The following is a 25,909-nucleotide window of genomic DNA, read 5'->3' as shown; positions in this document are numbered from 1 at the left end:
GCTGTCGGTGCGCCGCCAGGGACTCGAACCCCGGACCCGCTGATTAAGAGTCAGCTGCTCTAACCAACTGAGCTAGCGGCGCCTGCTGACAGAGAAGACTCTAGCAGTGGGGCCCGGTCCGACCAAAATCGAATACCTGAAGCCCTCGGCCGGCCGTTCGACGGCGGCGCTCAGCCGGTCGGCAGGGCCACCGGCTCGCCCCGGTCGGCCGGCTCACGGGTCGCCCGGACGCAGGCCCAGAGCACCACCGAGGCACCCGGGAGCCACGGCTCCCGGCTGTCCGGGGCGACGATCCACCGGCCGGCGCCCAGCCCGGGGGAGTCCGGGCTGTTCACCATCCGCTGCACCGGCGGCACGGTCACCGCGTCGCCGCGGCCGTGGCAGAGCAGCGGCGGGACGTCCCGGGCCCACTCCTCCCAGGCCAGCAGCCGGCGCAGCCGGGCCGCCGCGCCGGGCTGGACGAAGAGCAGCGTGCGCCCCCGGTAGGCGGCGACCGGCCCGCAACCCGGTCCGGACGCCCACAGCTCGTCCAGCACCCGGCGGCCGAACAGCGACGGCATGCTGATCACGTCGAAGGTGCGCCCGCAGGGCAGCACCGAGGGCGCCCACGGGCGTGACTCCCAGAGGGCGCGCATGCTGCGCGGGTACTCGCTGGCGGAGGCCAGCCAGGCCTCCCCGGCCACGGTGACGTACTCCACCGACTGATAGGTCCAGATGTCCACAGCAGCAGGGTGGGGCGTCCGGGGCGCGGCCGGGAGGGAAAGCGGGGTTTGCCGGACAGCGGGGAGGAGTGCGGCGTACCCTTCCCCGCGCATATGCCACTGGCGAGGTTCGGGGCGTCGGCCGACAGGTACCGGGGCCGGGGTGCCGGGTGGGGCGCGTGGGGTCGGGGCCGGGTCGCGACCGGGTGCCGGGGCCGGGGACGGGGCCCGTCGGGTCTCGGCCGGCGGGCTGGCCGGGGCGTCGGGTGGGCCGCGCCGGGCTCAGTCGTCGTGGCGGCGGGGCTGCAGCAGGCTGCGGCCGTACTCGATCATCTTGGCCGCGTAGTCCGGGGTCCAGTCCGCCCGCTCCGCGATCTCGGTGTCCGAGAGCGCGTCGAAGCGGCGGGTGTCCGCCAGCTGCGCGGCGGCGACCGCCTGGAAGTCGGTGGCCCGCTCGGCGGCCGCGCGGAAGGCCAGCGCCAGCTCGGTGGAGCGCCGCAGCAGTTCCGCCGGGTCGTCGATCGACTCCAGGTCGAAGAAGCGCTCCGACTCCGGCTCGGCGGCCTGCGGCTCGAACAGCAACTGCGCGGGACGCCGCCGCGGGGCGGGCGTTGCGCCGGCGCCTGCGCCCCGACCGGCCGCCGCGGTCGAACCGCTCGGGTCGGACATCTGGGCGTGGGAGTCGGGCATGGACGGACACCTCCGGGTGCTCGATGGGGGCGGACGGCGGCCGCCGGGGACCGGCGCCGCCCGGTCGTGGCCGTCGTCCATTGTCTCGCGGCGGCAGCCGGTAACGGAACGGTGCGAGTCCGGGCGCTATTCCCCCGTCGCACGCCGGGGGAGCGCTTCCGGCGCGGTCCGCCGCCCGGCGGCCGCCACCCGTGGTCACCCGCGGTCACCGGTGCCGCACGCCCGGGCGCCCGCGGGCCCGGTTCACAGCCGGACGCGGTGTCCGGCGAGGTGGTGCAGCACCTGGTGGTTGGCCTCCCAGCCGTCGGGGAACTTCACCGAGACGCCCAACTGCACCGGCTCGGTGGACGGGTGCTCGTCCAGCAGCTCGGCGATCCCCGCCCGGGCCACCACGATGCAGGCGTGCCGGTGCCGGGAGGCGAGCACGCAGAGCCGCCCGGTCTCCAGGTGGAACGCGGTCGCGTCCGGCCGGCCGGAGAGCGGGTGCAGCACCACCGTGACGTCGTACTCGCGCCCCTGCAGCCGGTTCGCGGTGTCCACCGTCACGGCCGGCCCGGCGGCCGGATCGACCGGCACACCGGCCTTGACCAGCGCCGCCCGGACGGCCGCCGCCTGGTCCCGGTGGGCGGTGCCGACCGCGATCCGGCCCGGGGTGAGCGGCGCCGACCCCTGCTCGGAGTGGGCCGTCAGCCCGCGCTCCAGCAGCCGCCGGACGGTCGCGGCGACCGCGGCCACGGCCTGCGGATCGGTCCGGACGGTGTGCCGGGCGGGCAGCTCCAACAGCGCCCAGCCGTGCTCGGCCGCCCGGTCGATCGCCGCGTCCAGGGCCGTGCCGTCGGGCCGCACCGAGGCGGTGAGCCGCCGCTCCTCCGGTCCGGTGCCGGAACGGAACGGCGTGTAGGGGTAGAACGCGCCGGAGATCAGCGGCGCCGCGCTGGCCGGCAGCCGCCAGGAGACCGGCAGCCGGTGCGGCTCGATCTGCGGGTTGTGCGCGAGCAGCGTCACCACCGCGCTGCTCGACGGGTCGTAGGACAGGCCCGCCCACTGCTCGGTGCCGACCACGGTGAACGGGTCGAGCTGGCCCGGATCGCCGACGAACAGCGCCCGCTCGAACAGCCGGGCCACCGCGAGCAGCGCGTCCGAGCGCATCTGGTACGCCTCGTCGACGATCGCGTGCCGCCACGGCGCCTCGGCCCTCACCCACTGCCACTTCGCGGCCGTCGAGATCACCACGTCGAGCTCAGCGAGCTCCGCCACCTTGTCGGACGGCGTGACGTTGGCGTGCCGCAGCACCTCGGGCCCCGGCCGCGAGTCCGCCGCGTGCAGCCGGCCGATCGTCAGGTCCGGGGCCTTCTCGGCCAGTCGGTCGACCAGGTCGTCCACCTGGCCGTTGGTCTGGGCCACGATCATCAGCCGCTCGCCGGACCCGACCAGCTCCCGGGCGGCCCGCACCACCAGGGTCGACTTGCCGGCGCCGGGCGGGGAGTCCACCACCACGCCGCGCGGGGCGCCGGCCGCCGGGCGGACGGTGGCCTCCAGGATCCGGGCCACCGCCGCGTCGGCGGCCGCGCCGGGGGCCTGCTCGCTGCTCATCTGCCGGATCACTCCCACTCTTCGAAGGCTGCGGATGCGGTGGCGGCCGCCGCGGCGGACGTCGCGATCGGGCCGGCGGGGGCGGCGGTGCCGGGCGGACCGCCGTGCGTCCACGGGGTGTCGTCCGGTTCGGGCAGTGGCGCGGACTGGCGGACCGTCAACTCGAAGAGCGTGAAGGTGACCCGCTCGCCCGGCTCGGGCAGGCTCCCCGGCTCGGGCTCCTTCTTCCGACCCATGCCGGAGAGCATCCGCAGCGTGACGGTGCCCTCCTCCGGGTCGACGGCGGCGATCTCCGCCCGCTGCGCGGTCGGGGCCGCCCCGGCCTCCGGCCCGGGAGACTCCCGGACCCGGTGCGCCTCCCGGCCGAGGTCCGCGTGCGGCTTGTCGGTGGTGCGGACCGTCACCAGCGGGCGCGGCTTGGGCGAGCGGCCGGAGGTGTCGTAGTCCGGAACCACCTCGGTCACCACGCCGGAGAACGCCTCGCCGGCCAGCCGGTGTTCGGCCATCGCCAGCGGGTCGTCCAGCGCCTCCTGGACGTCCAGCCGGGCCTGCTCGCGCTCGCGCTGCGCCAGCTTGCGGGCCGCCGTCACGGCGTCGTCCTGCCGGGGCTGCGGCGGCTCGCCGGCCGCCAGCCGGTCCCGGTGGCCGGTGTACGACCAGCGGTCGCCGGTCCAGCGCTCCTCCAGGTGCCCGGCCGGCGGCAGGGTGCGGAGCAGGTCGATGCCGGTCCAGACGTCCTGCCAGGTGGGCAGCAGCACCCGCTCCAGCACCGTCCGCAGCTGCTCGACGGCCGTCCGGACGGCGGCCCGGGCGTGCTCGGCGGCCTCGGCGTCCGGCCCGTCGGGGGCCCCTCCCGCGGCGGCGCGCAGCAGGGCCGAGGCGGCCGCGTCGTAGCGGGCGATGGCCGGGCCGAGGACCAGCTCGTCGAAGCGCGGGTCGGTGGCCGGACCGGCGGGCGGGTGGAGCAGCTGGCCGTCGCCGTCCCGGGCGGACTCGGCCCGCTCGGCGGCCTCCGCGCCGGACAGGCCGGCCGGCGGCACGTGCCAGGCCAGCCGGGCGGCCAGGTGCTGGTCCTCCAGGTGGCTCTGGCCGGTCGCCCAGTGCCGGGCGAGCAGGCCGGTCATCGGCAGCAGCATGCTGCTGCCGGGCACCTGGGCCCGCTCGGTGAGGTGGGTCAGCCACCGGCCGAGCAGCGGCACCCGGGCCGGGGCCGGGTACGGGCCCGGCTCGTCGTCCTCGATGGTGCGGCGGAACCGGGTGGAGCGGCCGATCAGGGCCAGGTGGTGCACGCCCCCGCCGTTCGGCACGATCAGCTGCGGCGCGTCGGTGCACAGCTCGCGGAAGACCTGGGTCTTCTCGCCGGTCTCCGGGTCCTTCTCGGAGCCCTCGATCTGCTCCACCTCGGTGCCGAAGGACTCCAGGTAGGGCAGCAGGTCGGCGGCCAGTCCGGCCAGGAAGTCGAAGCGCAGTGTGCGGTTCAGCGGCTGCGGGACGATGTGCAGCCGGGGTGCGGACCGGTCGGTGCCGAGCAGCACGGCCAGCGGCGCGCCCGCCTCGCCGGCGGCGGTCAGCGGGACGAGCACCATCGGGCGCTCGGAGAGGTGCCGGTGACGGACGGTGGCCAGCGGCTCGGCCCGGCCGCTGCGGACGGCCTCCAGGCGGGCGAGGGTGCCGAGCAGGCTCATCCGGCACCTCCCGGCGCGGCCGCCACCGGGGTGCGGCCGAGCGCCTCGGCGCGGAGCGCGGCGGCGTACGCCAGCCGGGCGGCCGCCTCGTCGGCGTCGGCGTCGGCGTCGGCGGTGGGGGCGGGGACGGGGGCGGTGGCGGTGGCGGCGGCATCGGGGCCGGTGTTCCGGTCGGTGGCCGCGGTGCCGTCGGTCTCGGGGCGGGCGGCGGCGCCCCGCTCGGCGGCGGCCAGCGCCGCCGTCACCGTCCGGATGCTGCCCAGCTCGCCGCGCACGCCCCGGCCGAGCTGCTCGACCCGGTCACCGCAGCGGGCCTGGGCCCGGCAGTGGAAGCCCAGTTCGCAGGCGGAGAGGCAGTCCGGGCTGTAGGCGGCGGGCACCGCCTCGACCGACGCGGCCAGCTCCTCGGCGGAACGGGCCGGCCGCCCGTCCTCGGCGGGCGCGAGGTCGAAGCCGACGCCCTGCGGCAGCGCCTCCAGCAGCCGGCCGATGCCGGTCATCCGGCTCAGCTGCCGACGGGTGGTGGCCAGCTCGCGGCGGACGTCCACGGCGACCGCCGTCGGCCGGTTGCTGAAGTCCTTCGGGCAGACCAGCAGCACGCTCAGCCACGGGCTGCCGGGCAGCCGCTGTTCGGCGTACGGGTCCGGGTCCACCTCCCGGCCCGCCAGGACGGCGGCCGTCTCCTGGAGCGCCAGCACGTAGACGGCGGCCTGGCGGGCGGCGGCGCCCACCTTGGCCGGATCCGCGCTGCCGTCCAGCACCGGGAAGGACTTGATCTCGACCACGGTGCACCGCCCGCCGTGCACCACGACCGCGTCCGGCTCCAGGTAGGCGGTGCTGCCCGCCACGTCGAGCCGCAGCAACGGGTGGTCCAGCAGCGTCCACGCCCCGGGGTCGGCGGCGGCCTCGGCCAGCGCGGCCGCCGTCCGCTCGGCCCGGACCGCCGGGCCGGAGCTGCGCAGCAGGTCGGGCACGGTGAGCGGGGCGCCGCCCTCCGGCGGGAGGCCGAGGTGGTGGCGGAGCGGCTCCAGCAGCGCCGCGTAGCCGTCCTCCTTCAACCGGGACTCGAAGATCACACCGCGCGCGAGCGCGAACGGCGACTGTCCGAACGGTGCGGGGCGGCCGAGCCGGGCGGCCAGCGCCGACTTGTCGACCCCGGCGGCGTCGAGCACGGCGCGGCGGTGACAGCCCGGATTGGCGGCGAGCGCGGCGAGGGCGCGGGCGTTCAGGCTGCGCTGCGGCGCCGGACCGCGCAGCTCGGCGAGCCGCTGGGCGAGCGGCTCAAAGTGCCCGCTGGACGGGACGTTCGTCGAGACGTTCATGGTGCGGCCCAGTGTCGCATCCGGGTCCGACAATCCGGCCTCGGTCGGCCATCCGGGGTCATCCGAGGCGATCCGGGGCCATCCGAGGCGATCCGAGGCGATCGGCGTCGATTCCGGGCGGTTCCGTCGTGGCGTGGGCGGCCTGCGGGGTGGCCGGCCGGGCGTTCCGCCGGCGCCCGGCCCTGGATCGTGGGCGGCGTGCGGGTGAGGGATCATGGAGGCCGGTGCTCAATGGTGAGACCGACCGTTGCCACCGCCCCGCTGCGAGGAGCCCCCATGCCCGCCCGAATCGTGCTGGTCCGCCACGGCGAGACCGAGTGGTCGGCCACCGGCCGCCACACCGGCCGGACCGACATCCCGCTGACCGAGGAGGGCCGCGCGATGGCCCGGGCCCTCGGTGCCCGGCTCGCCAAGGCGCCCTGGAACGGCCTGTCGGACGCCGTCGTCCTCACCAGCCCGCTCGCCCGGGCCAAGGAGACCTGCGCCCTGGCCGGCCTCGGCGACCGCGCGGTGGAGCGCCCCGAACTGCTGGAGTGGGACTACGGCCAGTACGAGGGCCGGACCGGCGCCGACATCCGTGCCACCGACCACCCGGGCTGGCTGATCTGGCGGGACGGCGTCCCCGGCGGCGAGAAGCTGTCCGACGTGGCCGCCCGGGTCGACGCCTTCCTCGCCGAACTCAACGACGAGCACGGGGTACCCGCCTCGGACACCACCGTCATGCACTGCGCCGACCGCGACGTGGTGCTCTTCGCGCACGGCCACCTGCTGCGCATCCTGACCGCCCGCTGGCTGGGTCTGTCGCCCGAGTACGCCCAGCGGTTCAAGCTCGGCACGGCCGCGCTCTGCGTCCTCTCCTGGGAGTACGGCGCCCCGGCGGTCGAGGTCTGGAACGACCTCTCCCACCTGGACGGCCTCGCACACTGATGCCGTGCCACGGCGTCGGCGCCGGACCCGCAGGTCCGTGCGGGCCCGGCGCCGGATCACGCGGCACCTGACCGGCGCCCCGGGTGCTCGGCGACGTCGACGTCCGTCGACGCTTCGCCGGGGAACGCCCGGGGCGCCGTGGCCTCAGGCGGCGGTCGCCACGTCGTAGTCGGTCAGGAAGCGGCCCACCTCCGGGACGGCCCGGTGCGGGCGCAGCCGCTCCGCGGTGTGCGCCAGCATGCTCCTGATCCGGGCGGAGCGGACCTCGCCGAACAGCGCCACGGCGGCCGTGCCGTGGTGGCCCGCGCCGGCCAAGTCCCCCCGGCCGAGGCGGTCGTGCGCCAGCTCGGCGGTGTAGAGCACGCGGTTGCGGACGAACTGCGGCTCCTGGAGCGTTATGGCCAGCCCGGCCTGTTCGCTGGCGCGGTCCCAGTCGCCCAGGGCGGACCAGCACTGGGACTGCAGTCCGGCGATCTCGGCCTCCCCGAAGAAGGACATCCACTCCGGATCCGCCTCGGAGGGGCCGCGGTCGAACAGGGTGTACGCCCGGGACAGCGCGCGTTCGCAGGCGGACCGGTCCTGCAGCACCGCCCAGCCGCCGGCCTCGCGCATGGCCAGCAGCGAGAGCAGCCGGTCGGAGTCCAGGTGCCGGGCGGCGGCCTGCCCGGCCTGGGCGGCGCGCAGCGCCTCGCGCGGCCGGCCGGCATCGCGGGCGAGGAAGGCGCTGTTGCAGAAGACGTGCGCCTCCAGTGCGGGGTCGCCCGCCATCCGGGCGGTGGCGAGCGCCTCGGCGTAGAGCGAGCGGGCGTCCGCCAGCCGGTTCGAGTCGTGCGCCAACCACCCGACCGAGATGGCCAGTTCGCCGGCCCCCGCCTGGAGCCTCCGCTCGGTCTCGGCGCTGTACTCGCCCTCGTTGAGCAGCACGTACGCGGTGCGCAACGACTGCCCGGCCCGCTCGAACAGGGCGTCGGCGCCGTGCGCGTCGTCGGCCAGCCGGATGTCCCGGACGGCCTGCTCGACGCCGAGCACCTCGGCCGCGCCGACCCGGCGCGGGGGCGGAACCGGACCGGGTCGGCCGGGCACCAGGCCGGCGCCGTGGTCGAACACCGAACCCGGCTCGAAGACCGGCCCGCGGCCGAGCCGGGCCGGTTCGGCGCCGAACCGGCCCGCCCCGGGGCCCGGTTGGGCGGGGATGAAGGCGCCGGCGGTCGGCCCTCCGGCGCCGGGCGGGGCCGGGTAGGGGCGGGTGACGGCGGCATCGGCCGGCGGGTCGATGCCGATCACGGTGGCCAGCGCGGCGGAGCCGCCGGCCAGGAACGTACGGCGACGCACGTCGTCGTTCTCCTCGTCGAGATGGTGCGATCCGGCGGGCCCCCGAGGTGGCGCCGCGGGCCTCGGCAGCAGGGGCTCGACCGCAGGGGGTGATTCCGCGTACGGCGAGGCAGCGTACGGGAGTTGGGTGGAGAGCGGCGAGCGCGGGGCGGGCAGGGACGGGAACTGCGGGTGGAGCGCGGGTGGTGCGGAGCCCCCGCCGCCGTCCGCTGCGCGGCGGCGGACGGCGGTGCGGGGGGCGAAGCCGAGATCGGCCAGCGAGCGGTCCGGCCACATGTGCCGGAAGACCCGCTCGTACGCGTAGTTGGGGCAGCGGATCTCGCCGGACTCCACCCGCCCGACGTAGCGGGCGTCGCAGGACACGTGCTCGCCGATCTCGCGGGCGGCCCGGCGCACGGCCATGGCGAACTCGCCCGGCGAGCGGTCGCCGCGCAGTGCGCGCATCACGGTGTTGGGTGACGGGCGGTTCGGCTCGGCCGGTGGGGTGGCTGCCATGGTGCGCTCCCGTGGTCGTGCTGGGTGCTGGTGCGAGGTGAGGTGCGGGTGGGGCGGTTCCGGGGTGTCGGTCCTGCGTGCGGTTGGGCCCGGCTCGGCGGTTGGGCCCGGCTCGGCGCGGCCGGAGGCCGGAGCCGACGGTGGGGCTCGGCTGCGAAGCCCCGTTGCGGGGCCGGGGGTTCGGCGGTGGGTGGGCCGGGGGTACGGATGGGCCGGGGTACGGATGGGCCCGGTGGGACCGGATGGACCACCGGGCGCGCAACCGACAGTACCGGGAGTCACCGACTGGCCACAGCGCGTTTGTGGCGGATGTGCTGACAAATGCCATCAAAACGGTCATTGTTGCCGGGATCTGCCATGAAATGCCATGCCTTGCTGTAAGGCGCCCCGTGGCCTCGGGCGCGCCCTCGGCGTTGTCCTGATACGTGGAAGCCCCCGGCCGCCGTCCGGCCCGCCGCCCGCAGCGGCGGCCCCCCACCCCACCGGGCGGCGGTGCTTCCGACCGGACGAGGTGACAGGAGGGCCCGTGATGGCCACCGGAGTACCGCAGTACCACCGCCTGGTCGCCGGAGGGGTGCTCGCCGCCGCCGCCCCCGCCCTGCTGCCCGAACCGGCCGACGACCGCGGTCCGGGCCGCGGCCGCGACGAGGGCGGCCGCGCTCCGTGCGGCGGCGGCAGCCGATCGCTCCGCCGTCTCGGCGCGGACGGCGACGGGGTGACCGTCACCGGGTGCGACACCGTGACGGTCGCCCTGCGGCACGGCCTGGAGGCGGTCGACATCCTGCGGCTGCGCCGGGCCTGCGGCGCGGTGCTGCAGAGCCGGAACGGCAGCACCGTGTCCTTCCTCGTCCCCGCGGGCACCGTGGAGACGTGGCACCTGCCCGGCAGCTCCTGCACCGCGGGCGCCCTGCTCCTGCCCGCCACCGATCCGCGGTGGGTGATGCCCCCGGCCGGTGCGGACCGCGCCGTCCGCCCCACCGACGCCTGGGTGCTGCGCTCGGCCCTCTGCGAGGCCGCCTGCACGCTGACCGCGGGCGGCCTCGGCCCGTTCTGAGCCCCGCCGTCCGGGCCCGCACCCCGCCCGCTTCCCGTCCCCACCTGCGCTGATCCGCGGAGCCCTCCGCCGGCCCGGAGATAATGGCCGGTATGGGACGAAGCAGCAGAGCCGGCCGCAGCACCGACCGGAGCCGTCCGGGGGCGGAGCCGCAGCAGGCCGCCACCGGCCCCGGCGGCCGTACGCACGCCCAGGGTCCGATCGCCCGGCCCGTCGACTCCGGGCTCGCCGAACTCCGTCCCGACCGCGACCGCCCCGCCGCCTGGTCACTGCTGGTCGACGGCGCCCCGCAGTCCATGGTCGACCTCGCCGACCCGACCCACCTGGGCTTCGAGTACCAGCGCCGGCTCGGCCACCTGATCGACCTGGTCGCCCCGCCCGGCCGACCGCTCACCGTCCTGCACCTCGGCGGCGGCGCCCTCACCCTGGCCCGCTACGTCGCGGCCACCCGCCCCCGGTCCCGCCAGCAGGTCGCCGAGATCGACACCGCACTCACCGAACTCGTCCGCGCCGAACTCCCGTGGGAACGCGGCTGGCAGATCAAGGTGCGCGGCTCGGACGCCCGCAGCGTCCTCGAACGGACCCCCGAGGGCACGGTCGACCTGGTGATCGCCGACGTCTTCTCCGGCGCGCGGGTGCCGGCCCACTGCACGACGGTCGAGTTCACCACGCTGGCCGCCAAGGCCCTGGCGCCCGGCGGCTGGTACGCGGTGAACATCGCCGACGGCTCGGCGCTGCCGTTCGCCCGTTCGCAGATCGCCACCCTCGGCGCGGTCTTCCCCGAACTCTGCCTGATCGCCGACCCGGCGGTGCTGCGCGGCAAGCGCTTCGGCAACCTGATCCTGGCCGCCGCCCACACCCCGCTCCCGCTCGCGGAGCTGGGTCGCAAGGTGGCCTCCGACGCCGCTCTCGGCCGGGTCGAACACGGCCGTGCCCTGGCCGACTTCGCCGCCGGCGCCGCCCCGGCCACCGACGCCACCGCGGCGCCCTCCCCGGCCCCGCCGCCGGGCGTCTTCCGTTAGGGCCCGCCCGGCGTTAGGGCCCGCCCGGCCGTAGGGCCCGCCTGTCCGGGCGTCCGCCGGGCGGGGGCGTCCGCGCGGTCCCGGTCCCGGCCCCGGTCCCGGCGGCGGTAAATCGCTTGGCGGGCGAGGGCGGGCCACCGAGAATGGCCCGGCTGTCCGGAATCCGGACAGCGAGGTCGATCGGGAGGGCATGCCGTGAGGATCAGACCGGCCGGGCCGGACGAGGCGGAGCTGCTCAGCGCCCTCGCGCTGAGGTCCAAGGGGTACTGGGGCTACGACGAGGCGTTCCTGGAGGCCTGCCGGGAGGAGCTCACCCTCGACCCCGCCGCGATCGAGCGGCGGCGGACGGCGGTGGCCGAGGACGGCGGCCGGGTGCTCGGCTTCGTCACCCTCGTGGGGGCGCCCCCGCAGGGCGAGTTGGGCATGCTCTTCGTCGAGCCCGACGCCATCGGCCGGGGTGTCGGCCGCAGCCTGGTCGAGCACGTCCGGGCGCAGGCGGCGGCGCTCGGCTTCCGCCGGCTCACCATCGACTCCGACCCGTTCGCCGAGCCGTTCTACCTGGCCATGGGCGCGACCCGGATCGGCACCACCCCGTCCGGGTCCATACCGGGCCGCGAACTGCCGCTGCTCGCCCTGGAGATCGCCGCGGCGGACTGACGGACCGTCGTCCGCTCTTCCGCGGCCGTGGCCGCCTCCTCCGGGGCGCCGTGGCCGCGGCGCCCGCCCCGCGCCCGGCCCCGCGGTCTCCGTGCGCGTCGTCTCGATCCCGTCGTCTCCGTGCGCGCGGTCTCAGTGCCCGCGGGGCAGGCCCCGGTGCTTGCACATCGCGGCGCCGGTGAGCAGCAACCCCGCCGCGATCGGTGCGAGGACGGCCGTCCCGGTGCCCCCGAGGTCGTGGCGGGCCGGAGCGGCGGCGGTGGCGGCCAGCGCGAGGTCCTCGTGCGGTGCGGACGGATCCGGCCGGGCGTTCCGGGTGCCTTCGCCGTGGTGGCCGGGCTGTGCGGCGGCGGCGTCCCGGCGGTCGTCGCTCGCGTGCAGGGGCGGTGGCGCGGCCGGCCCGTGCGGCCCGGAGACGGGCGGGGCCGGCCGGGCGACGGCGGCACCGGCCGGACCGGGCGCCGACGTCCCCTCCCCGTCGGCGCCCCGGGAGGCGCGCGCCGAGGCGGGCCGCGCCTGCGCGGGCACGGCGCCGAGCAGTCCGGAGGCGATCGCGAACGCGTCCGGGACGGCGGCCCGCTGGCCGGGCAGCGGGAGGCCGCCGGCCCTGATCCGGTCCTGCAACACGCTGCCGACCGACGCGGTCACCGCGTCCGGCCCGGCGACGGGAGCGCCCGCGCCGGCGACCTGCCCGAGCAGTCCGGGCGACGCGGCCTGACCGGGCGCGGTCGGGCCGGACGTATCCGGTCCCGAGGCGGGCGGTCCGGAGTCCTCCCGACCGGGGGAGCGAGGCTGTGCTCCGGGCGCCGGCGAGCCGGGCGCGGCAGTACCGTCGCCGGCCTCCCGGCCGCCCTCTGCGGGATGATCGGCTGACTCTCCGTCGAGCGCCTGTCCGCCCCCCAGTGCCCGCCCGACCGTGCGGCTCACGGGCCCCGGCAGCGGTTCGACGGCCGCCGCGAACGCGCTGGGCGCCCCCAGCCCCCAGAGCTGCGCCAGGAGCGCCCCGCCCGCCGCGACGGCACGCGGTCCGGGGAGCCGGAGGCCACCGGGGCGCCGTGCACCGCCGACGGCGCGTCGGGCGGGGTCCGGGGCCTTGGTCGGGTGATTGGCTCGCACGTGAATCGAGAACGAGCGGACGGGCCGTGAGGTCACGGCCGCCGTCACGGACAGTCATCACCGCGGGCCGGCCGAGGGTGGACCCCGTCGGGCCGAGGGGTCGTGGACCCACCGGCCCGGAGCGTCCGGGGCCCGCTGCCCCCGAGGGGTCAGGAGTTGGGGCGCAGGGTCCAGATGACGGTCATGACGCCGGTCACGGCGCCGTCGGCGCGGGTGATCTCGACGGTGACCGGGAACTCCGGCCGCTCGCCCTTGTCCAGCTCGGCGACGATGTCGGCGGCCGGGCGGCCCAGCACCGCGGTGGCGGTGACGGCGCCCATGGCCAGCTTCTTGTACGAGATCTCGGCGCTGACCGCGAGCGGCACGGCGCGCGAGAGCTGGTCGCCGAAGGCGCCCAGGACGATGCAGCCGCTCGCGGACTCGGCGAGCGTGAACATCGCGCCGGCGTGCGGCCCGCCCACGTGGTTGTGGTACTCGGGCTGGTCGGGCAGGCGGAGCACGGCGCGCTCGGGCGTCGTCTCCAGGTACTCCAGCTTGAGGGTGCGTGCCATCGGCACGGTCGAGTCGAGCAGCTGGCCGATCGAAGGTGTGGTCATGGCGACGATGTTACTGGCAAGTAGCTTCCGGGGGCAGACCTGTCGGCGCATCTCTTGGCGCAGCTCTCGGTGGAGGGAGCGGCGAGTGTGGCGAAGGCCACGTCGACCCGAGGGCGGCCACGGGGCGGGGCGGCGAGGGCGTGGGACGCGAAAACGCCTGAGGGGCCGATCTCTTGAAGAGATCGGCCCCTCAGGCTCTGGGGTGAGTGACGGGACTCGAACCCGCGACCACCTGGACCACAACCAGGTGCTCTACCAACTGAGCTACACCCACCATCTGTCCGGCTCGTTCCCGCTCTTCGCGTTCCCGTTCCGACAGGAAGAACTCTACAGGATCCGAGAGGGTGCTCGCGCCAGGGTTTCGATCACGCGCTCTCGGACACCCTCCCCGGCCCCCGGCGGGCTCGGCCGGAGCCGCCGCCGGGACGGTCGGGCGGCGCGGCCCGGCAGGTGCGTCCGTCCCGGCGTGCGGGCGTGCGGTCAGGCGGTCGGCGCCTGGTACTTCTCGGCGATCGCCCGCGCGGTGTCGGTGTCCGGGCCCGGCTGCGGGACGAACACCGCCTCGCGGTAGTACCGCAGTTCGTCGATGCTCTCGCGGATGTCCGCGAGGGCCCGGTGGTTACCGCCCTTCTGCGGGCTGTTGTAGTACGCCCTCGGGTACCAGCGGCGGGCCAGCTCCTTGATCGAGGAGACGTCCACGATCCGGTAGTGCAGGTGGCTCTCCAGGGCCGGCATGTCCCGGGCCAGGAAACCCCGGTCGGTCGCGACCGAGTTCCCGCAGAGCGGCGTCCGCCCCGCCTCCGGCGCGTACTCGCGGACGTACGCGAGGACGAGCGCCTCCGCCTCGGCCAGCGTGACGCCGTGCTCGAGCTCGTCGAGCAGCCCCGAGGTGGTGTGCATCGTGCGCACCACCTCGGGCATGTTCGCCAGCGCCTCCGCCGGCGGGCGGATGATGACGTCCACGCCCTCGCCGAGGACGTTCAGCTCGGAGTCCGTCACCAGCGCCGCGACCTCGACCAGGGCGTCCCGGTCGAGGTCGAGGCCCGTCATTTCACAGTCGATCCATACCAAACGGTCATTCACGCCACTCACCCTACGGCGCGATCACGCGCCGCGGGCACCGGAGGAGCCGAGCGCGGCGCCGGGGCGCAGGCCTCCGGGGCGTGCTCGTCCTGGCCGTGACCGTCCTGGCCGTGACCGTCCTGGCCGTGACCGTCCGGCCCGTGCGACTCCCGGGCCGGGCCCGCCTGGCCGACCGGGTGCGGGTGGGCAGGGTGCGCCTGGTGTCCGTCCCGCGCGGCCCTCGGGTCGCGCGGCTCCCGGACGCCGTCCGGGCCCGCGGCGCGGCCGCCCTGCGGACGGACCTGCGGGGGGCGGCCCTGCCGGGCCCGGGCGTCCGGCGTCCCGGGCGCCGCGGACTGCGGCAGCCGCCCGGCCGCCGTGCCGTGGCCGCGAGCACCCGCACCGCCGGAACCGACTCCGGCGACGCCGCTCCCGCCGGCCGGACCGGTCTCGTCCGACGGCCGCTCGGCCGCACTGCGGTGCCCCTGGCCCTGGCCGCGCGCACCCGGCTGCGGGTGACCGTCCTCGGCCGCGGCGTGCTCCGCGGTGCGCGGCGGCCGGCCCGCCCCCGGACCGGCCTGCGCCGGCACCAGCGGCGGCCGGACCGGACCGCGCCCGGCCCCCGGCTGCCCGGGGTGCGGCTGGTGCGCCGCCTGCTGGTGCGGGTACGGCTGCCCGGCGCGCGCGTGGGATCCCGGCGCGGACGGCTGGCCGTGCTGCCCGTGCTGGCCGAGCGGACCGTGCTGGCCCGGGTGCCCGGCGAGCCCGGGGGTGCCCGCCCCGAGCGGGTGTCCGGACTGCTGCCCGTACTGCCCCGCCGGCCCGTGCTGCCCGTGCTGCCCGTGCTGGCCGTGCTGGCCGAGAAGCGCTCCACCCGCGGTGGCCGCCGCCGCTGCCGCCGCCGCGTGCGCTGCGGCCGACTGCGGCGCGGCGCCGGCCAGCCGGAGGTCGCCCGGGTGCGACGTCGCCGGGGTCGGCGAGGCCGTCCCCGGGCGGCGGGCCCGGTAGCTGGTCCGGTACGCGGCCGGCGAGACCCCGAGCTGGCGGCGGAAGTGCCCGCGCAGCGCCACCGGTGACCGGAAGCCGCAGCGGCGGGCGACGTCGTCCACCGACAGCTCCGAGGTCTCCAGCAGCCGCTGGGCCTGCAGCACCCGCTGGGTGATCAACCACTGCAGCGGGGCGCTGCCGGTCAGCGTGCGGAACCGCCGGTCGAAGGTCCGCCGGCTCATGTAGGCGCGCGCCGCCAGCACCTCGACGTCGAACTGCTGGTTGAGGTTCTCCAGCGCCCAGGTGACCACCTCGGCCAACGGGTCGTTGCCGATCTCCTCGGGTAAAGACTGATCGATGTACTGGGCCTGTCCTCCGCCGCTGCGCCGGCTGGGCACCACCAGACGGCGGGCCAGCGCGTTGGCCGCCTCGGCGCCGTGGTCGCTGCGCACCACGTGCAGGCAGAGGTCGATGCCGGCGGCCGTGCCGGCCGAGGTCAGCACGTCGCCGTCGTCGACGAAGAGCTCCCGCGGGTCCACGTGCACCCGCGGGTAGCGCTTGGCCAGGGTCGGTGCGTACATCCAGTGCGTGGTCGCCGGGCGGCCGTCCAGCAGACCGGCGGCGGCGAGCACGAACGCGCCGGTGCAGAGGCCGATGATCCGCGCGCCCTCGTGGTGCGCCTTGCGCAGCGCGGTGATCGCCTCGACCGGCGGGGGCTGCGAGATCGAGCGCCAGGCCGGCACGACGATGGTGCCCGCCCGGGCGAGCGCCTCCAGTCCGTACGGCGCCGAGAGCGTGAGGCCGCCGGTGGTGGCGAGCGGCCCCTCCTCCCCGGCGCAGACCAGTAGGCGGTAGCGCGGGACCCCGGCGTCCTGGCGGTCGACGCCGAAGACGGAGAGCGGGATCGAGCTCTCGAAGATCGGTGCGCCGCCGAAGATCAGCACGGCGACGGTCTCGCGCCGGCGCCGGCCGGACAGCTTCCGCGGGGCGGCGGCCATCACGGCCGTCGAGGACCCGTTGCCGCCGGAGCCGCCGGCGGCTCCGTGGCCGGCCGGGCCGTGACCGCTGCCGCCCGGGCCGAGCGGACCGGCCGTGGGGCCGGTGCCCGCACCCGCCATGGCCCCCGGCACCAGACCGGTGGAGGGGGAGACGGAGGCCGGGCCGCCGGAGAACACCGGGAATCCGGCCTCGTGGCCGTGCTGTCCGTATGGGCTGTGCTGGCCCTGCTGGCCGTGTGGTCCCTGATGGCTCTGCTGACCGTACGGCTGGGCGGGCGCGGTGCCGTGCAGCGTGCCGAGTGCCGGGCCGACACCGTGACCCGGAACCCCCGGTCCCTGGCCCGGCCCCTGGCCGAGGCCCTGGCTGCCAGGTTGGCCGGGAACCGACGGGCCGGCGTGGCCGCTCGCACCGCCGCCGTGAGCCGCCGACGGGTTGACGGAGGATCGGCTGACGTGGCGTCCGACACGGTCCGCGGTGAGCGGGAAGGCCGGCATGTCGGCCACCCCCGGTGCGGGCGGGACGGCGGAGCCGGAGGGGGCCGCAGTGGTCGCAGAGGTGTACGAGGAGTGCGGAGCGGCGCTGGAGGTGCCGGAGGAACGGGGGTTGGCAGCGTTGGCCGAGGCGCCGGCGGCTCTCGCGGAACGACCCGCGATGCCGGCCACGGCCTGGCCGCTGTCAGGACCCGCGTCGCTCCTGCTCACCCTGCTCAAGGCGCTCAAGCCCCCTCGGTGGTGTGGTGTGGTGGTGCGGCACTGCTAGCCAAGATCGAAATCTATCGGGTGGACCGTTGCCGTTGTGACAAGTTCACCATCCGACGCTATGTCGACATGGCAATTTGGCGTGATGCATTCGATCACGAAGCGTGGCACCCGTCGACCCTTCTGGGAAGGGGGCCGGTGCAACGGTGGCTGGTTGTCGCGGGGCCGCTCCTGGGGCGTCCGGCTCCGGCGCGCCCGATCGGCGGGTCTGGGCTGCGGCTTTGCCCAAGGGCGGGGGAGCCCCGCGAGATTGACTGAAAATAGGCGGTGCACGGGGAGGCGCACGCCGGCCGAACCGTGCGCCTCCCTGGCTTCATCCGGCCAGTGCGGAAGCGGCAGAGCGATGATCGGATCACCCGCGCTACGGTCCTGAGGTGAAGACGATTAGCCGGCTCGAACAGGCCAACGACAACGCCGCCGCATTCTGGCTCGCCCAAGCCCGGGCGCACGGCTGGCAGCAACTCGTAACACCCCGGTTCACCGCCGTGCGCTGCGCCCGCACGCCGGACGACGCCCACCGCATCGTGATCACCCGCCCCTACGGCGCGACCGAACCGCTCGAGGACGAACTGGCGGCCCTGCTGCGCGACTGGTCCACCGTGCGGCTCACCCTGGAAGACCCCTACGGCCGCCTGGACATGACCCGCTACGGCTACGGCCACGGCCGGGCGATGGCCGTCATGGTCCGCGAACCGGGCCCGGTCGAACCGCCGCTCCTCGGCGCGCTCCCGGGTTCAGGCGCCCGGGGCGGCGGGCGCCTGACGGTCGATGAGACCTTCGACGCCGACGAGTTCGCCGAGGTCGAGCACGCGATCGTCGAGGGCTTTCCGATCGAGGCCCACCAGCCCTGGAAGCGCGGCGTGATGCTGCCCGGGGAGCTGCTGTGGGAGCAGGGCTTCCGGGCCTGGCTCGGCCGCATCGACGGCGCACCGGCCGGGGCCTGCCTCACCTACGACGACGGCCAGGCCACCGGCGTCTACTGGGTCGCGACGCTCCCCGACCACCGCTCCCGCGGCGTGGCGCGGGCCGTCCTGGAGACCGCTCTGGCCGCCGCCGACCCCGAGCGCCCGGCGACCTTGGTCGCCACCCTGCTCGGCGAACCGCTCTACCTCAAGCTCGGCTTCACCGAGCACGGCCGCACCCACTGGTGGTCGGTGCCCACGCCGCCCGCCCCCGCGGCCTCGTAGGGGCCGTGTCCGTGCGCCGGCCGGCCGGCGGCGACGCCCGATCGGGGTGACCCTGCGGGCGGCGACGCCCGATAGGGGCGCGGCTCTCGACGGCGGCTGCCGGTGGTGGTGACGGCCGGGTGGTCGGCTGCCGGGGTGGCGGGCACCCCGGCGCCCGGGTGCGCCGCCTCACGGTGATACGGCCGCGGCCTCCACCGAAGGCGCGGCCGGGCCCACTCCGAACCACACCCGAGGCGGCGCGAACCGCGTCCGCGCGGGCCGTTCCACGGCGGGGGCGGCGGTCTCGCGGACGTGGACCGTGCGATCGACCACTGCGCGCTCGACCACTGCGCGATCGGCGACCGTGCGCTCGCCGGTCGCGGGGCTGCCGGTGGTGCGGTTGCCGTTGGTGCGGGCGTCGGCCGTGGCGGGTCGGTCGGCTCCGAGTCCCGGCCGGTCCGCGACACCGGGCGACCCCGTACCGGCGTGGCGGCCGTCACCCGCAACCGCAAATTCGCCGGCACGGTTTCGGACACCAACTTCCCCGGCCGGGCCCGCGACGGCGCCGTTCACGGGAACAGGCGCACGCCAGCCGTCCGGGGCGGACAGCGGGAGCTGCGCGCCGGACCGCACGCCGGGTAGCGCCGTCAGCGCGCGGTCCCGGGGCCGGAGACTCCCCGGGACCGCGCCCGCCGGCCGCCGACGGGCCGTGCCGCCCGCCCGGATCCCCGGTCGCGCTCCCGGCGCACTGCGCGCGGCCAGCACCTGCCCGATGGCCTCCGGCAGGCCGGCCGCCTTCAGCGTCGGCCGGTAGCCCGGTTCGGCCCACGGTCGGCCGTGGTGCAGCCAGACGCTGCGCAGCCCCGTGAGCTCGGCCCCCGCGATGTCGGCGGGGGCGTGGTCGCCGATCATCCAGGTGTCCGCGGTCCAGTCGCCGGTGGGTGCGATGCCGCAGCGCTGGGCGGCGATCTCGAAGATCAGCGGGTCCGGCTTGACGCACTCCGCCTCCTCCGAGATCACCCAGCCGTCGACCATCGGACCGAGTCCGGTCCGGCGGATCTTCTCCAACTGGGGCCGGGTCCCGCCGTTGCTGACGATGCCGAGCGTCCAACCCGCGGCCCGGGCGGCCTGCAGCGCCTCGACGTGACGGGAGGGGCAGTGGATGTGGGAGTTGATGCCGCGTCGGTAGTGGGCGAGCAGGAATTCGAGGGAGTCGTCCAGGCCGTAGCGGCGCTGGGCGGCGGACAGTACGGTGCTGCGCGGCACGTAGCCGCCGCCGTCGATGGTGACCAGCCAGTCGACGTCACCGGGCGGCAGCCCTCGTTCGGAAAGAAAATCCTGAGCCCAGGCCCGGAAAGCGGCATCCCTGGGGAGCAGCGTGTTGTCGAGGTCGAGCAGGAGCAGGGGCATGCCGAGCATCGTGCCAGTGGCCGCGTCTATGCACCTGGCAAATGCCAGAGGCCGACGCGAACCCCGGCGGATTGGCTGAAACGGGTGCCGGAGCCCTTCCCTCCGCCTCTTCGTCGCGAACGACGGCCGGTGACCGGTGGCGACTGATCGTCGTCGATCAATGACAGTCCGGTCACGGTGTCCCGAGGGCCTGTTGCGCCGCCCGGTTCGCTCAGTCAAGCTCCAGGGAACCTCCTTTCCGGAGGGGCGCGATCGTTCGTGGACGGGGGCGCACCGCGACCGGCGCGCGCATCCTCCGTTCGCGGGAACAAAGGCGTTCGGAGGCTTCGTCGCTGGGCTGGGCCTCCCGCCCGTCGTACTCTGAAAGGAATAGGTCACAAACGGTGGTGCTCGGCGCAGACCGACGTCGTTCCGTAGGCGGCCCTGCTGCCCGGGCAGCGTTGTCCTCTCCTGTCGGCCCACCTCCCTCGAAGAGCCTTGAGCCATGGCTGGTTTTGAGTTCTCCCGACCGGTGGAACCGGACGCGGTCCACGGCGCGGGCGCAGCGGCCGGGGGGCGCGGCGGCGAGCACGGAGGCGCTGGCGACCTCGAGGGAGGGCCGGCTGCCGTGGACGCTCGGTCCCTCTCCCGCATCCTTCGCGACCTCGCGCGCCGCAGCCGCCCCGGCTCGCGCCGGCGACACGACCAGCAGCCGGACCAGCACCGGGATCGGGACCAGCGTCGCGGTCGGGAGCACCAGCGTGACGGCCGTGCGGAGCCCACGGTGACGGGCCGCCTCGGTCCGGGTGCCGAGCGCCCGGGGAGCGCGGGCCTGCCCAGTGCGCCGGGAGCGCCGAAGCCCCAGGAGACCCCCGACCGGCCCTGTGACCCCGCCTTCCAGCACGGCGTGGTGGTCGGGTTCGACGGCTCGCTGTCGAGCGAGCGTGCCCTCGCCTACGCGGTGGGCATGGCCCGTCGCTCGCAGTGCGGCCTGGTGATCGTGCACGTGGCGAACCGGCTGCCCGCCACGGTCTGGGCCGGTTGTGAACCTCCGGTCTTCGTGGACCTCCCCGACCATCGGACCGAGGTCCTCGGCCTGGAGCTCGCCTGCGCGGACTTCCTCGCCGGCGTTCCCTGGATCCTGGTCGAGCGCGGCGGCGACATCTGCCACGAGATCGAGGAGGTCGGCCGCGAGTACGCCGCCGACGCCATCGTGGTCGGCAGTACGCACGGCCTGCTCGGCAAGCTCTTCGGCTCGGTCTCCGGCCGGCTGGCCCGGCGCGCCAACCGCCCTGTGATCGTCATTCCCTGACGGCCCGTCTCCCCGCCGGTTCGGCGGCCGGGCCGGGCGAATCCTCCTTTGTTGACGGCGTCGTGTGCGTTCGGCGTTCCGTGCTCACGGCGAGCCTCGGCTGGGGTGCCGACGGTGTGCGGTCTGTTCTCCGACTCTCCGGCCGCCCCGGCGATCGGCGGTCCCGATGATCGGCGGCCCCGGGTGGCAGGTGGGCGAGCCGCCGCGAAGCCGGACAACCGGATGGCCGGAGAGCCGGAGAATCGGAGAACAGGTTGGTTCAGGTGGGGCAGCGTCTCAGGAGACGCCCAGCTCCCGGGCGATGAGCATGCGCTGGACCTCCGACGTGCCCTCCCCGATCTCGAGGATCTTGCAGTCGCGCCAGAAGCGGGCGACCGGGTACTCGTTCATGAAGCCGTACCCGCCATGGATCTGGGTCGCCTCGCGGGCGTTGTCGACGGCGGCCTCGGACGAGTACAGCTTCGCGATCGCGGCCTCCTTCTTGAACGGTTCGGAGTGCAGCAGCCGGGAGGCGGCGTCCCGCCAGGCCAGGCGGGAGGTGTGTGCGCGCATCTCCATGTCGGCGAGCTTGAACTGGATGGCCTGGTTGGCGCCGATGTTCCGGCCGAAGGCCCGACGCGTACCGGCATAGGAAACGGACTGGTCGACGCACCCCTGGGCCAGGCCGGTGGCCAGGGCTGCGATCGCGATGCGGCCCTCGTCGAGGATCCGCAGGAACTGGGCGTAGCCGCGGCCACGCTCGCCCAGCAGGTTGGCCGCGGGAACGCGGCAGTCGGTAAAGGACAGTTCGCGGGTGTCGGATGCGTTCCACCCGACCTTCGAGTACTTCTTCGACACCTGGAAACCCGGGGTTCCGGTGGGAACGATGATGGAAGAGATTTCGCGCTGCGGCGAGGGGAATTCGCCGTCTTCACTCGAACGAGCGATCGGTTCGGTGAGCGCGGTGACCGTGACCAGGCCGGTGATCTCGGTGCCGGAGTTGGTGATGAAGCACTTGGTGCCGTTGATGACCCACTCGTCGGTGGCCTCGTCGTACCGCGCCGTGGTGCGGGTCGCACCGGCGTCGGAGCCGCCCTCGGGCTCGGTCAGGCCGAACGCCCCGAGCATCTCGCCGGAGGTCAGCCGGGGCAGCCACTCGCGCTTCTGCTCCTCCGTCCCGAAGCGGTAGATCGGCATCGCGCCGAGCGACACCGCGGCCTCCAGGGTGATGGCGACCGAGGAGTCGACCCGGGCGAGCTCCTCCAGGGCGAGGCAGAGCGCGAAGTAGTCGCCGCCCATGCCCCCGTACTCCTCGGGGAACGGCAGGCCGAACAGGCCCATCCGTCCCATCTCCCGGACGATCTCGTAGGGGAACTCGTTCTGCTCGTAGAACTCGCCGATCTTCGGCGCGACCACGTCCTGGGCGAACTCGGCGACGGTGCGCCGCAGTTCCTCGTACTCGCTGTTCAACCGGTGATCGAGCATGGTGATCCTCCTGTGGCCCGGCCGGGGTGGCCGCGGGCGTGATCGGGATGACCGTGTGTCGATCGGATGGTGTGACCGACGCACGGAGTGCGGAAGGGGAAGGGGTGGTGCCGTACGGGGTGGTGCCGGACGGGCCGGGCTCCGGCCGGTGCCCGGGCGCCGCGGGAACGCCGGAAGGGGCGGCGCGGGGAGGTGCGGGGCGCCGTGGTGGAAGAAGGATGCGGGCGCCGGCGGCCGTTGCGGGCCGCCGGCGCGTCAGCCCCGGCTCGCGCCGAGCAGCGCCTGGACGGTGCGGGACGGGCTGGGGCGGCCGAGCTGGCGCGCCATCCAGCCACTGGTGGCCACCAGGGCGCGGAGGTCGACCCCGGTCCGGATGCCGAGGCCGTGCAGCATCCACACCAGGTCCTCGGTGGCCAGGTTGCCGGTGGCGCTCTTGGCGTACGGACAGCCGCCCAGGCCGCCCGCCGAGGCGTCGACCGTGGTCACGCCGCCGCGCAGGGCGGCCAGCGTGTTGCTGAGCGCCTGGCCGTAGGTGTCGTGGAAGTGCACCGCGAGCCTGTCGACCGGTACGCCGGCCTCGGCGAAGCCGTCCAGGAGCGCGGTGACCTGGCCCGGGGTGGCGACCCCGATGGTGTCGCCGAGGCTCAGCTCGTCGCAGCCCATCTCCAGCAGTCGCACGCCGAAGCCGATCACCTGCTCGACGGGGACGGGCCCCTCCCACGGGTCGCCGAAGCACATCGAGAGGTAGCCGCGCACCCGGACACCGGCCGCGGTCGCCCGCTCCACCACCGGCCGGAACATCGCCATCGCATCGTCCGCCGAGCGGTTGAGGTTGCGGCGGGCGAAGGTCTCGGTGGCGCTGGCGAACACCGCGATGTCGGTGGCGTGGTGGGCGAGCGCGCGGTCCAGCCCGCGCTCGTTGGGCACCAGCACCGGGAGCCGCAGGCCGGGGTGACGGCCCGGCAGCTCGGCGAGCCGCGGGACCAGTTCCTCGGCGTCGGCGAGCTGGGGCACCCACTTGGGGTGGACGAAACTGGTCGCCTCGACGGTGCGCAGCCCGGTGGCCGCGAGCCGGGCGATGAACTCGGCCTTCACCTCGACGGGGACCAGCGCGCCCTCGTTCTGCAGTCCGTCGCGCGGTCCGACCTCGTGGACGCGGACCTCCTCGGGCAGGCCGGGGGCGCGGACGGGAGCGGGCAGGCCCAGGTCGAGCGCGTCGGGCTCGTGCGCGGGGGTGGCGGCGGTGCTCATGACCGCACCTCGGCCGCGGTCGCGTCGAGCGCCGGTCCGTCGGCCGGACCGCCTGCCGGTCCGTCCTCGGCCGGGGTGACCACGACCAGCAGTTCCTCCATGGCCACGGTGGCCCCGGCGGTGGCCCGCAGCTCGCTCACGGTGCCGTCGTGCGGGGCGGCGATCACGTGTTCCATCTTCATGGCCTCCAGGACGAGCAGGGGTTGGCCCCGCCGGACCTGTTCGCCGGCCGTGGTCTTCACGACGGTGACGGTGCCGGGCATCGGGGCGGTCAGGGCGCCGTGGTGGGCCGCGCCGGCGGCGGCGCTCTCGCCGACCGGGTCGTGGGCGTGCAGCGGCCAGGCGTCGCCGTCGACGCCGAGCCAGGTGACCGGCCCGGCCGCCGGGCCGCCGGCCAGGCCGGCGGCGTCGTCGGCGGTCAGGGCGAAGGTCGTCTGCAGGCCGTCGACGGTGAGGTGGAGGCGGTTCCCGGTCCGTACGGCCCGGGCGCGGTGGGCCGGCCCGGAACCGAGCCGGACGTCCACCTCGGGGGTGACGCCGGGCGGAATGTCAGTGGCCTCGGCTACGTTGCTCGCAGTGATCGGACGGATGCACACCGACACCGGATCCTGGCCGGGGGCCCGGAGTCGGTGCGTGGTCCAGGCTGCCTCGCCGCCCAGGCGCCAGCCGGAGGGAAGGGAGAAGGGGTCGGTCCAGCCGCCGCCGTCGGCGGCGGGGATGAGGTCGAGGTGCCGCGCGAGCGCGGCCGCGTAGTAGAGGAGGTGAGCGGGCGTCGGTGCTTCGGCGGGCCGGGAGTCGGCCGCGTCGGCGGTGACGGCAGTGGCGACGGATGCGGGGGAGTAGGGCGAGGCCAGCAGCGCGGGTTCCTGCTGGGCCGTCTGTTCCACCAGGCCGGTGTCGAGCCGTCCGGCGGTGACCTCGGGGTGTGCGAGCAGTCGCCGCAGGAAGCCGGTGTTGGTGGTGACGCCGAGGATCCGGGTGTCGGCCAGCGCAGCGCGGAGCCGGCGCAGCGCGGTCGGGCGGTCGGGCCCGTACGCGATGACCTTGGCGAGCATGGGGTCGTAGGCGCTGGTGATGACCGTGCCCGCGGTGACGCCGGAGTCCACCCGGACTCCTTCGCCCTGCGGCTCGTCCAGCACCAGGATGCGGCCGCCGGTGGGCAGGAAGTCCCGTTCCGGGTCCTCGGCGCAGATGCGGGCCTCGATGGCGTGGCCCAGGAAGGAGATGTCCGGCTGGGAGAAGGTGAGGCGCTCGCCCGAGGCAATCCGCACCTGCCACTCGACCAGGTCCAGCCGCTGGGCCGGGGCGGCGGCCGGGGTGGCGGGGGTGACGGCGACGGCGAGTTCGGTGACGGGGTGTTCCACCTGGAGACGGGTGTTCATCTCCATGAAGAAGAAGTCCCGTACCCCCTCGGTGGGGGTGGGGGAGTCCGGGTCGATGCCGGGGACGATGAACTCCACGGTGCCGGCTCCGGTGTAGCCGCAGGACTCCGCGGCGCGGACGGCCGCGGCGCCCATCGCGGCACGGGTCTCGGCGTTGAGCAGGACGGAGGGTGCCTCTTCGATCAGTTTCTGGTGGCGGCGCTGCAGGCTGCACTCGCGCTCGCCGAGGTGGACGGTGGTGCCGTGGGCGTCGGCCAGCACCTGCACCTCGATGTGGCGGGGCCGGTCGATCCAGCGCTCCAACAGCAGCGTGTCGTCACCGAAGGCGGTCCGGGCGACCCGCCGCGCGGCCGCGATCTCGGTCGGGAGGTCGGCGGGGTCGCGCACCAGCCGCATGCCCTTGCCGCCGCCGCCGGCGGACGGCTTGAGTAGGACGGGGTAGCCGATCTCGTCGGCGGCCGCGACGAGTTCCTCGTCGGTGGGCGCGGTCGCGTGGCTGCCCGGGACGACCGGTACGCCGGCGGCGCGGACGGCCTCCTTGGCGTTGATCTTGTCGCCCATCAGCTCGACCGCGGAGGGAGGAGGACCGATGAAGACCAGGCCGGCGTCGGCACAGGCGCGGGCGAAGGCGGCGTTCTCAGCGAGGAAGCCGTAACCGGGGTGGACGGCCTGGGCGCCGGTGCGGCGGGCCGCGGCGAGGATCTGGTCGGTCCGCAGGTAGGTCTCGGCGGCCGAGCTGTCGCTGCGGTCGGCCGGTCCGAGCCGGACCGCGACGTCGGCCTCGCGGACGTGGGGTGCGTCGGCGTCGGCGTCGCTGAAGACGGCGACGGAGCGCACGCCGAGCCGCCGCAGGGTGCGGATCACCCGGACGGCGATCTCGCCGCGGTTGGCGACCAGAACTGTGTCGAACATGGGAGGCGTTCCTCCGGGTCGAGGGGAGCCGTACGAA

Annotated in this window: 19 protein-coding genes, 2 tRNA genes and 2 pseudogenes; 7 read left to right on the top strand and 16 right to left on the bottom strand. The window is 75.6% G+C overall.

The features are described from left to right. Positions 1-8 precede the first annotated feature (8 nt). The 6 genes from ACFVHB_RS34145 to ACFVHB_RS34120 form a co-directional block, all read right to left on the bottom strand. A tRNA-Lys gene (locus ACFVHB_RS34145) sits at positions 9-82 on the bottom strand. Positions 83-170: 88 nt separating this feature from the next. Next, entirely contained in the window at positions 171-815 is a 645-nt protein-coding gene (locus ACFVHB_RS34140; protein ID WP_380329968.1) for a bifunctional DNA primase/polymerase, read from the bottom strand. Positions 816-983: 168 nt separating this feature from the next. Further along, the gene (locus tag ACFVHB_RS34135) at positions 984-1,370 is read right to left on the bottom strand and encodes a hypothetical protein (RefSeq protein WP_380329971.1); all 387 of its coding nucleotides are present in this window, start codon (positions 1,368-1,370) and stop codon (positions 984-986) included. Between the two features lie 264 nt (positions 1,371-1,634). After that, the gene (locus tag ACFVHB_RS34130) at positions 1,635-2,984 is read right to left on the bottom strand and encodes an AAA domain-containing protein (protein WP_380329966.1); all 1,350 of its coding nucleotides are present in this window, start codon (positions 2,982-2,984) and stop codon (positions 1,635-1,637) included. Between the two features lie 8 nt (positions 2,985-2,992). Next, a complete protein-coding gene (locus ACFVHB_RS34125; protein ID WP_380329964.1) occupies positions 2,993-4,669 on the bottom strand; it encodes a hypothetical protein in 1,677 nt (558 codons plus the stop codon). Then, positions 4,666-5,991, bottom strand: coding sequence for a hypothetical protein (locus ACFVHB_RS34120; protein ID WP_380329962.1), 1,326 nt, complete (start codon positions 5,989-5,991; stop codon positions 4,666-4,668). The genes ACFVHB_RS34125 and ACFVHB_RS34120 overlap by 4 nt, the downstream gene beginning before the upstream one ends. Before the next feature lie 276 nt (positions 5,992-6,267). Here ACFVHB_RS34120 and ACFVHB_RS34115 point away from each other — a divergent pair, with 276 nt between their 5' ends. Then, the gene (locus tag ACFVHB_RS34115) at positions 6,268-6,918 is read left to right on the top strand and encodes a histidine phosphatase family protein (RefSeq protein ID WP_380329961.1); all 651 of its coding nucleotides are present in this window, start codon (positions 6,268-6,270) and stop codon (positions 6,916-6,918) included. A 144-nt stretch (positions 6,919-7,062) separates the two neighbouring features. Here the strand turns inward: ACFVHB_RS34115 and ACFVHB_RS34110 are convergent, their stop codons facing one another. Beyond that, a complete protein-coding gene (locus ACFVHB_RS34110; RefSeq protein WP_380329959.1) occupies positions 7,063-8,745 on the bottom strand; it encodes a tetratricopeptide repeat protein in 1,683 nt (560 codons plus the stop codon). A 529-nt stretch (positions 8,746-9,274) separates the two neighbouring features. Between ACFVHB_RS34110 and ACFVHB_RS34105 the strand changes: the two genes are divergently transcribed. The 3 genes from ACFVHB_RS34105 to ACFVHB_RS34095 all read left to right on the top strand — a co-directional run bounded on the left by ACFVHB_RS34105 (position 9,275) and on the right by ACFVHB_RS34095 (position 11,478). Beyond that, a complete protein-coding gene (locus tag ACFVHB_RS34105; RefSeq protein WP_380329957.1) occupies positions 9,275-9,799 on the top strand; it encodes a hypothetical protein in 525 nt (174 codons plus the stop codon). Between the two features lie 83 nt (positions 9,800-9,882). Beyond that, positions 9,883-10,821, top strand: a complete 939-nt coding sequence (locus ACFVHB_RS34100; protein ID WP_380329955.1) for a spermidine synthase — start codon at positions 9,883-9,885, stop codon at positions 10,819-10,821. 195 nt (positions 10,822-11,016) lie between these two features. Next, positions 11,017-11,478 (top strand): GNAT family N-acetyltransferase, encoded by a 462-nt coding sequence (locus ACFVHB_RS34095; protein ID WP_380329953.1) that lies wholly within the window; start codon positions 11,017-11,019, stop codon positions 11,476-11,478. Between the two features lie 132 nt (positions 11,479-11,610). Here the strand turns inward: ACFVHB_RS34095 and ACFVHB_RS34090 are convergent, their stop codons facing one another. The 5 genes and pseudogenes from ACFVHB_RS34090 to ACFVHB_RS34070 form a co-directional block, all read right to left on the bottom strand. Further along, positions 11,611-12,126 carry a hypothetical protein gene (locus ACFVHB_RS34090; protein WP_380329951.1) on the bottom strand — a complete coding sequence of 172 codons (516 nt, stop codon included), beginning with the start codon at positions 12,124-12,126 and terminating at the stop codon, positions 11,611-11,613. A gap of 617 nt (positions 12,127-12,743) precedes the next feature. Then, positions 12,744-13,190, bottom strand: a complete 447-nt coding sequence (locus tag ACFVHB_RS34085) for a DUF4442 domain-containing protein (RefSeq protein WP_380329949.1) — start codon at positions 13,188-13,190, stop codon at positions 12,744-12,746. A gap of 198 nt (positions 13,191-13,388) precedes the next feature. Then, positions 13,389-13,464 (bottom strand) — tRNA-His (locus ACFVHB_RS34080). 206 nt (positions 13,465-13,670) lie between these two features. Beyond that, a complete protein-coding gene (orn, locus tag ACFVHB_RS34075) occupies positions 13,671-14,273 on the bottom strand; it encodes an oligoribonuclease (protein WP_380329947.1) in 603 nt (200 codons plus the stop codon). A gap of 961 nt (positions 14,274-15,234) precedes the next feature. Beyond that, positions 15,235-16,237, bottom strand: a pseudogene (locus ACFVHB_RS34070) (helix-turn-helix domain-containing protein); the annotation flags it as partial. Between the two features lie 493 nt (positions 16,238-16,730). Between ACFVHB_RS34070 and ACFVHB_RS34065 the strand changes: the two are divergent. Together ACFVHB_RS34065 and ACFVHB_RS34060 are read left to right on the top strand one after the other, a co-directional pair. Continuing rightward, the gene (locus tag ACFVHB_RS34065; RefSeq protein ID WP_380329945.1) at positions 16,731-16,997 is read left to right on the top strand and encodes a hypothetical protein; all 267 of its coding nucleotides are present in this window, start codon (positions 16,731-16,733) and stop codon (positions 16,995-16,997) included. Positions 16,998-17,370: 373 nt separating this feature from the next. Further along, a complete protein-coding gene (locus ACFVHB_RS34060; protein ID WP_380329943.1) occupies positions 17,371-18,183 on the top strand; it encodes a GNAT family N-acetyltransferase in 813 nt (270 codons plus the stop codon). 168 nt (positions 18,184-18,351) lie between these two features. On the opposite strand, the gene ACFVHB_RS34055 is transcribed toward ACFVHB_RS34060, so the two are convergent. Next, positions 18,352-19,572, bottom strand: a complete 1,221-nt coding sequence (locus tag ACFVHB_RS34055; protein WP_380329941.1) for an HAD-IA family hydrolase — start codon at positions 19,570-19,572, stop codon at positions 18,352-18,354. Between the two features lie 850 nt (positions 19,573-20,422). Between ACFVHB_RS34055 and ACFVHB_RS34050 the strand changes: the two are divergent. Next, positions 20,423-20,863, top strand: a pseudogene (locus tag ACFVHB_RS34050) (universal stress protein); the annotation flags it as partial. Between the two features lie 276 nt (positions 20,864-21,139). On the opposite strand, the gene ACFVHB_RS34045 reads toward ACFVHB_RS34050, so the two are convergent. The 3 genes from ACFVHB_RS34045 to ACFVHB_RS34035 form a co-directional block, all read right to left on the bottom strand. Continuing rightward, a complete protein-coding gene (locus ACFVHB_RS34045; RefSeq protein ID WP_380329939.1) occupies positions 21,140-22,327 on the bottom strand; it encodes an acyl-CoA dehydrogenase family protein in 1,188 nt (395 codons plus the stop codon). A 255-nt stretch (positions 22,328-22,582) separates the two neighbouring features. Further along, positions 22,583-23,578, bottom strand: coding sequence for a hydroxymethylglutaryl-CoA lyase (locus ACFVHB_RS34040; RefSeq protein ID WP_380329937.1), 996 nt, complete (start codon positions 23,576-23,578; stop codon positions 22,583-22,585). Further along, the gene (locus ACFVHB_RS34035; RefSeq protein WP_380329935.1) at positions 23,575-25,872 is read right to left on the bottom strand and encodes an acetyl/propionyl/methylcrotonyl-CoA carboxylase subunit alpha; all 2,298 of its coding nucleotides are present in this window, start codon (positions 25,870-25,872) and stop codon (positions 23,575-23,577) included. The genes ACFVHB_RS34040 and ACFVHB_RS34035 overlap by 4 nt, the downstream gene beginning before the upstream one ends. Positions 25,873-25,909 lie beyond the last annotated feature (37 nt).

Source organism: Kitasatospora sp. NPDC127111 (assembly GCF_042677465.1).
Lineage (GTDB): Bacteria > Actinomycetota > Actinomycetes > Streptomycetales > Streptomycetaceae > Kitasatospora.
Note: the sequence above shows the minus strand (reverse complement) of the source record. Positions and strands in the feature narration are given on the sequence as shown.

Excerpts from the sequence above, each read along its gene's own strand:
- ACFVHB_RS34065 (WP_380329945.1), top strand. The coding sequence starts at position 16,731 with ATGTCGGCCACCCCCGGTGCGGGCGGGACGGCGGAGCCGGAGGGGGCC.
- ACFVHB_RS34130 (WP_380329966.1), bottom strand. The coding sequence starts at position 2,984 with ATGAGCAGCGAGCAGGCCCCCGGCGCGGCCGCCGACGCGGCGGTGGCC.
- ACFVHB_RS34135 (WP_380329971.1), bottom strand. The coding sequence starts at position 1,370 with ATGTCCGACCCGAGCGGTTCGACCGCGGCGGCCGGTCGGGGCGCAGGC.
- ACFVHB_RS34110 (WP_380329959.1), bottom strand. The coding sequence starts at position 8,745 with ATGGCAGCCACCCCACCGGCCGAGCCGAACCGCCCGTCACCCAACACC.
- ACFVHB_RS34085 (WP_380329949.1), bottom strand. The coding sequence starts at position 13,190 with ATGACCACACCTTCGATCGGCCAGCTGCTCGACTCGACCGTGCCGATG.
- ACFVHB_RS34100 (WP_380329955.1), top strand. The coding sequence starts at position 9,883 with ATGGCCGGTATGGGACGAAGCAGCAGAGCCGGCCGCAGCACCGACCGG.
- ACFVHB_RS34105 (WP_380329957.1), top strand. The coding sequence starts at position 9,275 with ATGGCCACCGGAGTACCGCAGTACCACCGCCTGGTCGCCGGAGGGGTG.
- ACFVHB_RS34125 (WP_380329964.1), bottom strand. The coding sequence starts at position 4,669 with ATGAGCCTGCTCGGCACCCTCGCCCGCCTGGAGGCCGTCCGCAGCGGC.
- ACFVHB_RS34115 (WP_380329961.1), top strand. The coding sequence starts at position 6,268 with ATGCCCGCCCGAATCGTGCTGGTCCGCCACGGCGAGACCGAGTGGTCG.
- ACFVHB_RS34120 (WP_380329962.1), bottom strand. The coding sequence starts at position 5,991 with ATGAACGTCTCGACGAACGTCCCGTCCAGCGGGCACTTTGAGCCGCTC.
- ACFVHB_RS34035 (WP_380329935.1), bottom strand. The coding sequence starts at position 25,872 with ATGTTCGACACAGTTCTGGTCGCCAACCGCGGCGAGATCGCCGTCCGG.
- ACFVHB_RS34140 (WP_380329968.1), bottom strand. The coding sequence starts at position 815 with ATGCGCGGGGAAGGGTACGCCGCACTCCTCCCCGCTGTCCGGCAAACC.
- ACFVHB_RS34040 (WP_380329937.1), bottom strand. The coding sequence starts at position 23,578 with ATGAGCACCGCCGCCACCCCCGCGCACGAGCCCGACGCGCTCGACCTG.
- ACFVHB_RS34045 (WP_380329939.1), bottom strand. The coding sequence starts at position 22,327 with ATGCTCGATCACCGGTTGAACAGCGAGTACGAGGAACTGCGGCGCACC.
- ACFVHB_RS34055 (WP_380329941.1), bottom strand. The coding sequence starts at position 19,572 with ATGCCCCTGCTCCTGCTCGACCTCGACAACACGCTGCTCCCCAGGGAT.